We start from the raw sequence: 12,317 nt of genomic DNA, 5'->3' as shown, positions 1-12,317 counted from the left end.
TGCGGGCTGGTCACCCTCACGGGTCCGGTGAGCCGACGGTAGTCCAGCGCGAGCCGGTGGATCGTGTGCCCCTCTGGCACTGAGGTGCTTCCTTTGGGGGGGGGGCCCCCCCCCCCCCCCCGGGGGGGGGGGGGGGGGGGGGGGGGGGGGGGGTGGCCCCCTCCGATTTGGTGTGTGGGGTCTCCCCCCCCCCCCCCGGCCCGGCGTCGCATCCGCGCGCCCCCACGACCCCCCACCTTCACCTCACGCAAGTCCCCCAAAGAAAGAGGCAACCCGCATGCGTACGCGATCTCTCCTCGCCCTCGCCGGTACCGTCGCCGCCCTCTCGATCGCGGCCACCGTTCCCGCCTCCGCCGACGGCGCCGTGCTCACCACGGGCAGCGCCGGCGGCACCGCCGTCGCTGTCGGCGACACCCTCAGCGCGTCGCTGGCCAGCGGCACCACCGCCACCCTGTACTCCAGCTCCACCAGCACCAGCGGCATCACCTGTGCCGCCTCCACCTTCACCGCGACGGTCACCGACAACCCGGCCGCCTCCGGCACCGCCACCGAGTCGGCCACCGCGCAGACCTTCAGCAGCTGCACCAGCAACGTGGTCGGCGTGACCGGCGTCTCCAGCATCACGGTCGACAACCTGCCGTACACCACCTTGGTGGCCTCGGGCGGCGGGGTCACGGTCACTCCGGCGGGCGGCACGACCGTCCAGACCACGGTCAAGCTGACCACCCTGCTGGGCAGCATCACCTGTGTCTACCAGGCCGCCAGCCTGACCGGCACGAGCTCCAACACCGACAACAGCCTCGCCTTCAGCAACCAGGCGTTCGCGAAGTCGTCCGGCTCCATCCTCTGCCCCTCCGCCGGCTACTTCACCGCCAAGTACGCCCCGGTCACCGACAACGGCGCTGCCGTCTTCGTCAACTGACCTTGTAACAGAGGCCGTTAGCGTCGACGCAGACGCAACGCCAGGGCGGCGCCCCCGGTGAGCACCAGCACCGCGGCGGCGCCGCCCGCCACCAGTGGCGCCGACGGGCCCGAGCCGGGGTCAGTGTCGGAGGCCACGGGAGTGCTGTCGGCGGCGGTGGTTCCGGTCGTTGGGGTGACCGGGGTCGCCGTCGCCGTCTGCTGGGCCCGGGCGGCAACGCTCGCCGAGGCGCCGGGAGTCGGCGTCGCACTCGGCCGCGACTTCGCGCCCGCCGTCGCCCCGCTGCCCTTCTCGCCTGCTTGGTCCGTGTCCGTGCCCGTGCCCTTGTCCGCGGCCTTCTTCGCCGTGAACACCACGTCGGAGCACGAGTAATAGGTGTCCGGCGTGCTGCTGGTCTGCCAGACGGTGTACAGCACCTGACGGCCCGTCCGGTCGGCGGGCAGTGTCGCGCTGAAGTGGTACGCCCCGTTCGTCAGCGGCGGGTCCTTGAACTCCGCGAAGGGCTGCGCGGGCAGTTCGGACCACGTCAGCGGCTTCGCCGGGTCGTAGCCCGGATTCGTCAGATACAGCTTGAACGTGCCGGAGTGCGCGATCGTCGAGGCGTACGTCATCGTCATCCGGGCGCCCGGGGTCAGTTCGGTCGCGGGCCAGTCCGCGCGCGCCAGGTCGAGCCCCTTGTACGCCGGCAGATCGCCGCTGCACAACCTGCCGTCCGGAATCACCTGCCGGTCACGGCCGTCGACACCCGCCACCCGCACGTCGTCCCACGCGACGAAGTTCTGCCCGCTCGCCGAGATCGCCGCCTTGCAGGCCGCCGTGGCGGCGCTGCCGCCGCTGGGGGAGCAGGCGTAGGCCCGGCTGACGGGATAGGTGGGCGCGCCGTGCGCCTGGGCGGACCCAGCCGCCCACGACAGGAGCAGAAGCGGGGCCGCGACGGCGGCTCCCATGACTCTCAGGCGGGCGGTCGTCCGGGTCATCCGGGACGTCTCCTTGGCGGGCGCGGCTACGGGGTCTGCTGAGGTGAGTACGGGAATCGGGGCCGCACTGTTCAGCGCGCTCGACCACAGGGCCGGTCGAAGTGTGCGGCACCGACCGGCTCGTCCGTTTTGCCGACTTTCCAGGCGCCATTGAGAACCAACCGTCCGGCTCGTATCGTGGCGATCACCGATGGCCGCCCGGCCGCCCGCACCGCTTCCGGATACCGACGCGAACACGAGGGAGGGGCGCGTTCTGATCTCGTCCGTTTGTGCACTGCGGACCCTCGTTCGCGTGGTCGCACGCGCGACTTGCCCATGCCCGTCGCCAGGTCCGCACAGTTGCCTCCCGCTGCCGCACGGTGAGCTATCGTATGCACGGGGTAAAAAAACAAACCGCATGCCCCGTCGGTTTGGGAGCCGTGAAGCCCTGAAATGCAGTCGTGGAGCCGTGAAGGAGCGTCGAGTCGATGGCGAGGCAGTTACGCGCGGAGCAGACCCGCGCCACGATCATCACGGCCGCCGCCGACCTTTTCGACCGGCACGGCTATGAATCCACCAGCCTGAGCGAGATCGTCGAGCACGCGAAGGTCACCAAGGGGGCGCTCTACTTCCACTTCGCCGCCAAGGAGGACCTGGCGCACGCCATCATGGAGCTGCAGTCCCGCACCTCCAGCCAGTTGGTGCGGGAGATGGACAGCCGCGGCTACTCCTCGCTGGAAGCCCTGATGCGCACCACGTTCGCGATCGCCCGGCTCTCCGTCGACGGCCCGATCCCGCGCGCCGGCCTGCGCCTCGCCACCGCGGACGTCACCGTACGGCCACCGCTCAGGCATCCGTTCACCGAGTGGCTGGAGTTCGCCACGCGCAAACTCCTGGGCGCCGTCAAGGAATCCGACGTACACCCGGACATAGACGTCGGCGCGGTCGCGCACTCCCTGGTCTGCTTCTTCGTCGGCACCCGGGTCGCCGGCCGCAACCTGGAGCCGGTGGGGCGACTGCCGCGCAGGGTCGCCGAGATGTGGTACCTGATGATCCGCGGCCTGGTCCCGGTGCACCGCCGGGCCCGCTATCTGACCCTCGCCACCCAGCTGGAGCGCGAGATCAGAACGGCGTGACGGGCGTCCCGCGGTTCGGTGGAGCCGGGCAGCCCGCGCGATAGCGTGGCGCCCATGCCCGACTCCGCCGCCGCGCCCGTGATCCTCGGTACCTCCGGCCCGTTCCCGCACAGCGTGCTCGCCGAACGGCACCCCGCGATCATCAGCCAGGTGCGGGACGCCTTCCCGTACGGCCCCGCACAGCACCGCGCCCTGGACGCGCTGCTGCACAACTGCACCGAGGGCGTGATCGAACCCCTGCCCGGTGATGCGAGCGGCTGGCGCGACTGGGGCCTGGACACCTACACCGGCCGCTCCTGGTTCGACGTGCCGTGGCTGTGGTCCGAGAGCTACTTCTACCGCCGGCTCCTGGACGCCGTCGGCTACTTCACCCCCGGCCCCTGGCAGGGCATCGACCCGTTCCGCCCGTTCAAGCTCGCCGAACTCGATGCCAAGGAGACCGACGAGGAACTCGCCGCGCTCGACGACCTCGGCGGCGACCCTGACCGGGCCCTGCTGCACGGCTCGCTCTGGGGCAACCGCGCCGACCTCGGCTTCCGGCTCTCCGCCGACGAGTCGGGCGAGGCCGTCGCCGCCCTGGTCGCCGACGACGGCGCCGCCCTGTGGCCGCTGCTCCACGGCGGCACCCTGTGCCTAGTCGCCGACAACGCGGGCCGCGAACTCGTCCCCGACCTGCTGCTGATCGCCCACCTCCTGGACACCGGCCGCATCGCACGCGCGGTCCTGCACATCAAGCCCTACCCGTACTACGTCTCCGACGCCACCACCGCCGACGTGCTCGACGCCCTGCGCAGGCTCACCGCCGCCCCGGGCGCCGCCGCCGGATACGGCCGTACCCTCTGGTCGGCGATGGCCGACGGCCGCCTCGCCGTGCGCGCCCACCCCTTCTCCTGTGCCCCGCTGCCGTACGCCGAGATGCCCGGCGACCTGCGCGCCGAGTTCGCCTCCGCCGCCCTGACGATCTTCAAGGGCGACCTCAACTACCGCCGTCTGGTGGGCGACCGGCTCTGGCCGCCGACCACCCCCTTCACCGACGTCACCGACTGGTTCCCGGGCCCGGTGGCCGCGCTGCGCACCCTCAAGTCCGATGTCGTCACCGGGCTCTCCGCGGACACCGAGGCGGCCCTGGACGCGGCCGAGGCAGAGCGCTGGCGCACGGCCGGTACCCATGCCCTTATCCAGGTCAACCCAGGTACATCAGCGACGACTTGAGCCCGTTGACGAAGCTCGGGACGAGGCTCCCGGCGGGGCCGGCCGGCTACCGGACGGGCGGCGCCCGCGCTCAGGGCGTGCACAACTGGTGTGAAGGCTTGTCCGCCCTGAGTCCTTGACGGCCGTCGAACGCCACAAGGAACGGCCGGAGTTCCCGGATTCCGCCTCGGTTCACGCGATGGTGTGATCATGTGCCGCGGGGCGGATGGCCTTTGTGGCGCGCGGGTAGGGCCCGGGCCATGACGCAGCCGTTCGAACTCCCGCACTTCTACATGCCGTATCCCGCGCGGCTCAACCCGCATCTGGAGGAGGCCCGGGCCCATTCCACCGAGTGGGCCCGCGAGATGGGCATGCTGGAGGGCTCCGGGATCTGGACCCAGGCCGACCTGGAGGCACACGACTACGGCCTGCTCTGCAGCTACACCCACCCCGACTGCGACGGCCCCGCCCTCTCGCTGATCACCGACTGGTACGTGTGGGTGTTCTTCTTCGACGACCACTTCCTCGACATGTACAAGCGCACCCAGGACCGCGCCGCGGGCAAGGCCCATCTCGACCGGCTCCCGCTGTTCATGCCGCTCGACCTGACGACGCCCGTGCCGGAGCCGCAGAACCCGGTCGAGGCGGGCCTCGCCGACCTGTGGGCGCGCACGGTGCCGTCGATGTCCGTCGACTGGCGCCGCCGCTTCTCGGTCGCCACCGAGCACCTGCTGAACGAGTCGATGTGGGAGCTGTCCAACATCAACGAGGGGCGGATCGCCAACCCCGTCGAGTACATCGAGATGCGCCGCAAGGTGGGCGGCGCCCCCTGGTCCGCAGGGCTCGTCGAGTACGCGACGGCCGAGGTGCCCGCGGTCGCCGCCGGCTCGCGGCCGCTCAGGGTGCTGATGGAGACCTTCGCCGACGCCGTCCATCTGCGCAACGACCTGTTCTCCTACCAGCGCGAGGTGGAGGACGAGGGCGAGAACAGCAACGGCGTGCTCGTCCTGGAGACCTTCTTCGACTGCACCACGCAGCAGGCCGCCGACGCGGTCAACGACATCCTCACCTCCCGCCTCCACCAGTTCGAGCACACCGCCCTCACCGAAGTCCCCGCCCTCGCCGTGGAGAAGGGCCTCACCCCCGACCAGACCGCGGCGGTCGCCGCCTACACCAAGGGCCTGCAGGACTGGCAGTCCGGCGGCCACGAGTGGCACCTGCGCTCCAGCCGCTACATGAACCGGGGCGCCCTCCCGTCCTCCCCCTGGCAGCAGCTCACCGGCCCCGGCACCTCCGCCGCGGACGTCGGTGCCCTACTGGCCGCGGCCGCCGCGGAGCGCTTGCGCGCCTACTCCCATGTGCCCTTCCAGCAGGTCGGCCCCTCCCTCCTGCCCGACTTCCACATGCCGTACGAGGTCGAGGTCAACCCGGACCTCGACGCCGCCCGGCCCCGGCTGACCGCCTGGATGCACGGCACCGGCATGCTGTCCGAGGGCGTCTGGGACGAGGACCGGCTCGCCGCCTCCGACCTCGTGCTCTGCTCCGCAGGCCTCGACCCCGACGCCACCCCCGAGGAACTCGACCTCAGCGCCCAGTGGCTGGCCTGGGGCACCTATGCCGACGACTACTACCCCCTCTGCTTCGGCACCCGGCGCGACCTGGCCGGCGCCCGGCACGCCACGGCCCGCCTCTCGGCCTGTATGCCGCTCGCCGACGAGCCCGTGCCCGTGCCGGCCACCGGCATGGAACGCGGCCTGACCGACCTGTGGGCCCGCACGACCGCCGGGATGAACCCCGGGGACCGGCTCGCTCTCAAGCAGTCCGTCGACAGGATGACCGAGAGCTGGCTCTGGGAGATGTCCAACCAGCTCCAGCACCGCATCCCCGACCCGATCGACTACCTGGAGATGCGCCGGGCCACCTTCGGCTCCGACCTCACCCTGAGCCTGGCCCGCCGCGGTCACGGCCCCGCGATCCCCGCGGAGGTGTACCGAAGCGGCCCGGTGCGCTCCCTGGAGAACGCCGCCATCGACTACGGCATGCTCGTCAACGACGTCTTCTCCTACCAGAAGGAGATCCAGTACGAGGGCGAGCTGCACAACGCCGTCCTCGTCGTCCAGAACTTCTTCGGCGTCGACTACCCGACCGCACTGCACGTCGTACACGACCTGACGACCCAGCGGATGCAGCAGTTCGAACATGTCGTCGCCAACGAACTCCCGGTCGTGTACGACGACTTCGAGCTGCCGGCCGAGGGGCGCGAGGCCATGGACGCCTATGTGCACGACCTGCAGAACTGGATGGCCGGCATCCTGAACTGGCATCGGCGTGTGGACCGCTACCAGGCGGACCACCTCGCCCGCCGGGCCCACGGCTTCCTCCCGGACCGCCCACCGCTCGCCCCGGCGCTTCCACTCGGCTGAGCGGGCGGTCGACGGCTCGGCCGACGGGGCTCGTCCGGACCGGGCTCCTACTGGAGGGTGCTGTGCAGCCGCCGGGCGCGGCCGGCCTGCGGCAGGTCGCCCAGCCGCTCGAACTCCCCGGCCAGCCAGAGCAGCGGCGACAGGTCGAGTTCCTTTCTGCTGCCGGGCCGCAGCAGCAGGCCCTGGTCCAGGTATATGTCGTCCAGCCGGCGGATCAGCGCCACCCGGGCGAGCTCGGTCATTCCCTGCTCGGCCGCCAGCCGGGTCCAGGTGGACAGCGGCTCGGCGGCCGGGTCGCCGGGCACCTCGTGCCGTACCGATTCCCACAGGGGCGGCCGGGGGTGCGGGTCGAGCAGGTCGTAGGCGCAGCCCTCGTCCGCGTTCAGCAGGAGGAAGTCGGGCTCGGTGCGCAGCAGGGCCGTGTGCAGCATGCCGAGCAGTTCTACGGGGGAGCGTTCGGGCAGGCCCAGGGCGGCGCGGAGTTCGGCGCGTTCGGCGTCGATGCCGTGGTACTCGCGGATCTCCTCCTCGATCTCGGCCACGCGGGCGAGGATCTTCTCCTCGCCGTCCGCCGGAGACAGGGACAGGTGGTCACGCCAGCCCGGCAGGCCGATCACGACCTCCAGTGCCTCGTCCACGGACGAGCCCATGATCCCGGCCGAGCCCTCCGAGTCCGCGTACAGCAACGAGCCGTCCGCGCACACGAAATACGTGCCGCCGGTGTCGCAGCCGGCCACCGCCTCCAGCGAGCCGCCGGAGGCGAGGCGCACCGGCTCGACATGGCCGTCGGCGGCCCGGGCCAGGTCGAAGTTGAAAGGGAACGCCGCCAGTTCGGCCAGGCGGTGGTGCTGCCGGAGCAGCCGCAGGCAGTCATCGGTCATGTCACAGAACGTAACAGCCGCCACTGACAACGGCCTCCGGCCACGGGCGGGGAGCCGAGCAGCCCCGGCCTCACACCGATGCGCGCACCCGCTCCGTGGCATGCGCGACGGCCGCCCGGGCCAGCGCCCGGATGACCGGATGCGGACGCGAGCCGTCACCCGACAGCTCCGGCTGGAAGAGCGTGGCCAGGAAGAAGGGATGGCCGGGCAGTTCGGCGACGCGGACATGGCCGTCCTCGTCGTGTCCCGACAGCCGCAGCCCGTGCGCGCGCAGGGTGTCGAGGTGCCGGGAGGGGCCGTACGAGCAGAAATAGCGCTCGACCGTGCGCCCCGAGCCGATCGCCGACTCGGCCAGTGTGCCCGGCTCGACGCGCACCGCGGCCTCGTGACCCACCAGCGAACAGGCCAGCGGCTCGATGAGGAGATCCTCGGCGTCGGGGTCGTTCTCGGCGTGCGCGACCCGGGTCAGGCCGCAGACGTCACGGGCGTACTCCAGGAGCGCGTGCTGGAAGCCCCCGCAGGTGCCCAGGAAGGGGATGCCCTCCTCACGGGCGGTGCGGATCGCCCGCAGCACACCCGCCTCGCTGCGGTACGGGCTGCCCGGCAGCACCCACACCGCGTCGAAGCCGTGCACCGCGTCCGCGGCCTCGGCGTCCTCGGAAGGGATCCAGTAGGCGTCGAGCACCAGCCGGTCGCGCTCGGCGAGCGCGTCCAGCAGAAGCGGGATCCGGGTGTGCGACACGACGTTGGGGGAGCGGTCCCCGACCAGGGCGATCCTGGCGGTCCGGGCTGCGGAGTTCGTCATGGGCTCATCCTGGGCGCCCGCTCCGGTTCACGTCCAACGATGATTGACGGACTCTCGATAAGCATCACTGATGCGATCCTGTGCGGCATGGACCCGCACCTCCTGCGCACGTACGTCACCGTGGCCCGCCTCGCCTCCTTCTCGGAGGCCGCGCGCGAGCTCGGATACACCCAGTCCGCGGTCTCCCAGCACATCGCCGCCCTCGAACAGGACCTCGGCACCCCCCTGCTCACCCGCCGCCCGGTGTCCCCGACCGCGGCCGGCGAACGGCTCCTGGAACACGCCGGGCCGCTGCTGCTGCGCCTGGAGGCGGCCCGTGCGGACGTCGTACGGATGGCCGCCGCACCCGCGCCGGGCCTGACCCTCGCCGCCACCCCGACCGCACTCGGCCCCGCCGTCCTCGCCGCGCTCCCCGCCGCCGGCGTCACCCTGCGCGTCCTGCCCCGCGACGGGATCCCGGCCTCCGTCGCCACCGGCACCGCCGACCTGGGTCTGCTCGACGGCCTCGCCGCACCCAGCGACCCGCTGCGGCTGCCCGACGTGGCCCCCCTGAGCACGCACGGGGTAGGCGAGGAGCCCGTCGCCGTCCTGCTGCCCGCCGGGCATCCACTCGCCCGCCGCCCCGGCCTGCGCCTCGCGGACCTCGCCGACGCCCGCTGGCTCGACGCCCCCGACGCGGCCCCGCCCCTGAGCCGGCTGCGCACCGCGACCGGCGGCGGTGCCTTCCGCCCGGCCCTGCGCTACGACGGCTCCGACGTCCGCACCCTCACCGCCCTGACCGCCGCCGGCCACGGCCTCACCCTGCTGCCCCTGCGCACGGCCACCGGCGTCCCCGGCACGGTCGCCGTCCCCGTCACCGCACCGCGCCTCGTCCACCGGGTGGAACTGGTGTACGGCGGGACACCCACGGGAGCGGCGGCGGACCTGGTGGCGAGCCTTCTCGACGGTGCCCATGGTGCAGGTGGGGGCTGATGCTTCCCGCGGCTGACCCAGGGTCAGTCTCACTCGTTCGTGTCTCGTCGCGCCCGCGTGCGCCGGGTAGGGCTCGGGGTGGAGGCGAACCATGGAACAGACCGCATTGCGTCCCAAGCCGATCCCCGGCCAGGAACGCGGGGACAGCCCCCCACCCGACCCGGCCCGGCGACCGCACGCGGCGCGCCGCCGCGGCCGCCGGATCAGGACCCTGTTGTTCGGATCGTTCGTCGGCACGGTCCTGGTGCTGTCCGGGGTCGGGCTGGGCACGGTGGGCGCCACCGTGATCGGCATGAGCAGACTGGCCGAACTACGGCAGCAGGCCGCGCCGCCGACACCGAGCCCCGCACCCCCGGCCACACCCTCGCCGACGCCCGCCGCGACCCTGGGCGTGGAGGCCGTGGATGCCGACAAGGTGGGCGCGCTGGTGGTGGGCGTCCATGTGCCGGGGCCCGGCTACACGGCGGGGCTGGTGCGCGGCGACGTACTGCTCCAGCTCGGCGACCGCCGGATCGACAGCGCGGCCGACCTGGTCCGGGCGGTGGCCCACGCCCACCCGGGCAAGGAGGCCAAGCTCACCGTCCGGCACGCGAGCGGGGGCTACCAGCAGCTGACGGTGGTGCCGGGCGTCGTCACTTGAGAACACCCGCACGGACGCGCCCAAAGGGGCGCGGGGAACTGCGCGACCAGCCACAACGCAGCCGCACCCGCCACGCAGCCGGAACACGCAACGGCGCTTCCGCGCAAACCGGCTCGCGCGGCCCTTTCTCTCCGGGCAGGATGCATGCCGAGACCAGTACAGCCCCGTCACCCGCGCAAGGAGGCCCCGGATGACCGGCACCACCCCCGCCGCCCCCTTCACCGCCGCCGACTACAAGTCCCGCATGACGCGCGCAGCGCACTCCGCGGCGGACGCCGGCCTCGCCGGCCTCCTGATCGCCCCCGGCCCCGACATGGTGTGGCTCACCGGCTACACCCCCACCGCGGTCACCGAACGGCTCACCCTCCTCGTCCTGGCCCCCGGCAGGGACCCCGTCCTGATCGTCCCCACCCTCGAGGCTCCCGACGCCGAGAAGGCCGACGGCGCGGCCGTGCTCTCCCTGCGGGACTGGACCGACGGCACGGACCCCTACGCGGTGACCGCCGACCTGCTCGACAAGTCCGGCCGGTTCGGTATCAGCGACAACGCGTGGGCCATGCACCTGCTGGGCCTGCAGAAGACACTCCCCGACACGTCCTACGCCTCCCTCACCGACGCGCTGCCCATGCTCCGCGCCGTGAAGGACACGGCCGAGCTCGAACTCCTCGCCGCCGCCGGAGCGGCTGCCGACGCGACGTTCGAGGAGATCCGCAAGGTTCCCTTCGCCGGCCGCCGCGAGTCCGACGTCGGCCACGACCTCGCCGACCTGCTGCGCCGCTTCGGCCACGACCAGGTCGACTTCACCATCGTCGGCTCAGGACCCAACGGCGCCAACCCGCATCACGAGGTCGGCGACCGGGTCATCCAGGACGGCGACATGGTCGTCCTCGACTTCGGCGGCCTCAAGGACGGCTACGGCTCCGACACCACCCGCACCGTGCACGTGGGCCCGCCGACCGCCGAGGAGCGCGAGGTGCACGACATCGTGCGCGCCGCCCAGGAGGCCGGCTTCCGGGCCGTCCGCCCCGGCGCCGCCTGCCAGGAGGTGGACCGGGCCGCCCGGGCGGTCATCACCGGCGCCGGGTACGGCGCGTTCTTCATCCACCGCACCGGCCACGGCATCGGCGTCACCACGCACGAGCCGCCGTACATGATCGAGGGCGAGGAGCAGCCGCTCGTGCCCGGGATGTGCTTCTCCGTGGAGCCCGGCATCTATCTGCCCGGCCGCTTCGGGGTACGGATCGAGGACATCGTCACGGTGACCGGGGACGGTGGCCGTCGTTTCAACAACACCACCCGCGAGATGGTCGTCGTGGGCTGACCGACCCGGCCCCGGAACCACCCGCTCGCCCCTACCCATCCCGAACGGCAACGGCGCGATCCATGACCCAGGCACCGACTCCCACCGCGGACACCGTCCGCCGACTGGTCCGCTCGCTGCTCAAGGAGGGCGCGGGCGCAACCCAGGGCCCCGAGGTGCGGCCCGTCGCGGCGGCCGGTGCGCATTTCACCTGGTGGGTCGGCACCCGCCATGTGCTGCGCCTCGCCCCCGACCGGGACGCCGCCGTCCGCCAGCGCCGCGAACTGCGCCTGCGCGACCTGGTCCGGCCGCACCTGCCCGTCGCCGTCCCGGCCAGCGTCGCACACGGCGAGTGGGCGCCGGGGCTGACGTACACGCTGGACACCGTGATTCCCGGGGGTACGGCCGAGGAGCACGACATCTCCGCGGTCGGCGAGGCGGACCTGGCCGGGCTGCTCACCGGGCTGCGCGAGGTGCCGGTACAGCAGGCCGAGACGCTCGGCGTGCCGCGCACCCCGCCGCGTTCCCTGGAGGCGCTGCGCCGCATGGCCGTGACCGCCGCCCAACGCCTTGCCGCCGCCGACGAGTTCGACCCCGCCCGGCTGCTCCAGCTGACCCCGCCGGGCGCCGCCCAGCTCGCCGCCCAGCCCGGTACCGCCGTGCTGGCCCACCACGACCTCATGGGCGAGCACCTGGTGGTCAGCGCCGACGGCAGGGTGCGCGGCGTCCTCGACTGGACCGGCACGGCGGTGGGCGACCCCGCCGAGGACATCGCCGGGCTCGCCCTCGCGGTCGGCTCCGGCGCGGCCGTCCGCGCGGCCACCCTCGCCGGCTACGGCGCCCGCCCCTGCCTGCGCGGCCTGTGGCTGGCCCGCTGCGACACCGTCATCCGCCTCACCGACCGCCTCGAAGGCCGCGACGAGAGCCCCCTGCCGCTGCTGCGCACCCGACTCCGGCGCGCCTGGGAGGCGATCCTGCTGGAGCGGGTGACGGAACTGCGCGAGGACACCGAGGACGACGAGGAGCCTTAGCGGGGGCTGCGCTCCGAAGACAGCGGGCTGCAGCGGGGGCTGCGCTCCGACGGCAGCGGG

The 12,317-nt window shown here is 72.7% G+C and carries 11 protein-coding genes; 8 read left to right on the top strand and 3 right to left on the bottom strand.

Features of this window, described 5'->3' with window-relative positions; genetic code table 11:
• Positions 1–277 precede the first annotated feature (277 nt).
• Positions 278–922 (top strand): Tat pathway signal sequence domain protein, encoded by a 645-nt coding sequence (locus tag ACFWPS_RS50505; protein ID WP_383720286.1) that lies wholly within the window; start codon positions 278–280, stop codon positions 920–922.
• 17 nt (positions 923–939) lie between these two features.
• Here the strand turns inward: ACFWPS_RS50505 and ACFWPS_RS50500 are convergent, their stop codons facing one another.
• Positions 940–1,899, bottom strand: coding sequence for a lytic polysaccharide monooxygenase (locus ACFWPS_RS50500; protein WP_383720284.1), 960 nt, complete (start codon positions 1,897–1,899; stop codon positions 940–942).
• 467 nt (positions 1,900–2,366) lie between these two features.
• On the opposite strand from ACFWPS_RS50500, the gene ACFWPS_RS50495 reads away from it, so the two are divergent.
• The 3 genes from ACFWPS_RS50495 (at position 2,367) to cyc2 (ending at position 6,628) form a co-directional block, all read left to right on the top strand.
• The gene (locus tag ACFWPS_RS50495) at positions 2,367–3,014 is read left to right on the top strand and encodes a ScbR family autoregulator-binding transcription factor (protein ID WP_361294887.1); all 648 of its coding nucleotides are present in this window, start codon (positions 2,367–2,369) and stop codon (positions 3,012–3,014) included.
• A 54-nt stretch (positions 3,015–3,068) separates the two neighbouring features.
• Positions 3,069–4,226, top strand: a complete 1,158-nt coding sequence (locus tag ACFWPS_RS50490; protein WP_383720281.1) for a damage-control phosphatase ARMT1 family protein — start codon at positions 3,069–3,071, stop codon at positions 4,224–4,226.
• 239 nt (positions 4,227–4,465) lie between these two features.
• Complete coding sequence (gene cyc2 / locus ACFWPS_RS50485) at positions 4,466–6,628, top strand: germacradienol/geosmin synthase Cyc2 (RefSeq protein ID WP_383720278.1); 2,163 nt, start codon at positions 4,466–4,468, stop codon at positions 6,626–6,628.
• A 47-nt stretch (positions 6,629–6,675) separates the two neighbouring features.
• On the opposite strand, the gene ACFWPS_RS50480 is transcribed toward cyc2, so the two are convergent.
• Both ACFWPS_RS50480 and ACFWPS_RS50475 read right to left on the bottom strand, forming a co-directional pair.
• Positions 6,676–7,509 carry a hypothetical protein gene (locus tag ACFWPS_RS50480; protein ID WP_383720275.1) on the bottom strand — a complete coding sequence of 278 codons (834 nt, stop codon included), beginning with the start codon at positions 7,507–7,509 and terminating at the stop codon, positions 6,676–6,678.
• Positions 7,510–7,579: 70 nt separating this feature from the next.
• Positions 7,580–8,314, bottom strand: a complete 735-nt coding sequence (locus ACFWPS_RS50475; protein ID WP_383720273.1) for a hypothetical protein — start codon at positions 8,312–8,314, stop codon at positions 7,580–7,582.
• A gap of 87 nt (positions 8,315–8,401) precedes the next feature.
• Here ACFWPS_RS50475 and ACFWPS_RS50470 point away from each other — a divergent pair, with 87 nt between their 5' ends.
• The 4 genes from ACFWPS_RS50470 to ACFWPS_RS50455 all read left to right on the top strand — a co-directional run bounded on the left by ACFWPS_RS50470 (position 8,402) and on the right by ACFWPS_RS50455 (position 12,257).
• A complete protein-coding gene (locus ACFWPS_RS50470; RefSeq protein WP_383720270.1) occupies positions 8,402–9,286 on the top strand; it encodes a LysR family transcriptional regulator in 885 nt (294 codons plus the stop codon).
• 91 nt (positions 9,287–9,377) lie between these two features.
• On the top strand, positions 9,378–9,926 hold the full coding sequence (locus tag ACFWPS_RS50465) for a PDZ domain-containing protein (protein ID WP_383720269.1): 549 nt from the start codon (positions 9,378–9,380) through the stop codon (positions 9,924–9,926).
• Positions 9,927–10,116: 190 nt separating this feature from the next.
• Positions 10,117–11,247 (top strand): aminopeptidase P family protein, encoded by a 1,131-nt coding sequence (locus ACFWPS_RS50460; protein ID WP_383720267.1) that lies wholly within the window; start codon positions 10,117–10,119, stop codon positions 11,245–11,247.
• Positions 11,248–11,309: 62 nt separating this feature from the next.
• Entirely contained in the window at positions 11,310–12,257 is a 948-nt protein-coding gene (locus tag ACFWPS_RS50455) for an aminoglycoside phosphotransferase family protein (protein WP_383720264.1), read from the top strand.
• Positions 12,258–12,317: the final 60 nt, after the last annotated feature.

The organism is Streptomyces sp. NPDC058457, from assembly GCF_042720695.1.
Classification (GTDB): domain Bacteria; phylum Actinomycetota; class Actinomycetes; order Streptomycetales; family Streptomycetaceae; genus Streptomyces.
This window is presented reverse-complemented; position numbering and strand designations above follow the sequence as displayed.

Bases quoted from the DNA above. Each gene is read 5' to 3' on its own strand.
- ACFWPS_RS50460 (WP_383720267.1), top strand. From the start codon at position 10,117: ATGACCGGCACCACCCCCGCCGCCCCCTTCACCGCCGCCGACTACAAG.
- ACFWPS_RS50490 (WP_383720281.1), top strand. From the start codon at position 3,069: ATGCCCGACTCCGCCGCCGCGCCCGTGATCCTCGGTACCTCCGGCCCG.
- ACFWPS_RS50470 (WP_383720270.1), top strand. From the start codon at position 8,402: ATGGACCCGCACCTCCTGCGCACGTACGTCACCGTGGCCCGCCTCGCC.
- ACFWPS_RS50455 (WP_383720264.1), top strand. From the start codon at position 11,310: ATGACCCAGGCACCGACTCCCACCGCGGACACCGTCCGCCGACTGGTC.
- cyc2 (WP_383720278.1), top strand. From the start codon at position 4,466: ATGACGCAGCCGTTCGAACTCCCGCACTTCTACATGCCGTATCCCGCG.
- ACFWPS_RS50505 (WP_383720286.1), top strand. From the start codon at position 278: ATGCGTACGCGATCTCTCCTCGCCCTCGCCGGTACCGTCGCCGCCCTC.
- ACFWPS_RS50480 (WP_383720275.1), bottom strand. From the start codon at position 7,509: ATGACCGATGACTGCCTGCGGCTGCTCCGGCAGCACCACCGCCTGGCC.
- ACFWPS_RS50465 (WP_383720269.1), top strand. From the start codon at position 9,378: ATGGAACAGACCGCATTGCGTCCCAAGCCGATCCCCGGCCAGGAACGC.
- ACFWPS_RS50500 (WP_383720284.1), bottom strand. From the start codon at position 1,899: ATGACCCGGACGACCGCCCGCCTGAGAGTCATGGGAGCCGCCGTCGCG.
- ACFWPS_RS50495 (WP_361294887.1), top strand. From the start codon at position 2,367: ATGGCGAGGCAGTTACGCGCGGAGCAGACCCGCGCCACGATCATCACG.
- ACFWPS_RS50475 (WP_383720273.1), bottom strand. From the start codon at position 8,314: ATGACGAACTCCGCAGCCCGGACCGCCAGGATCGCCCTGGTCGGGGAC.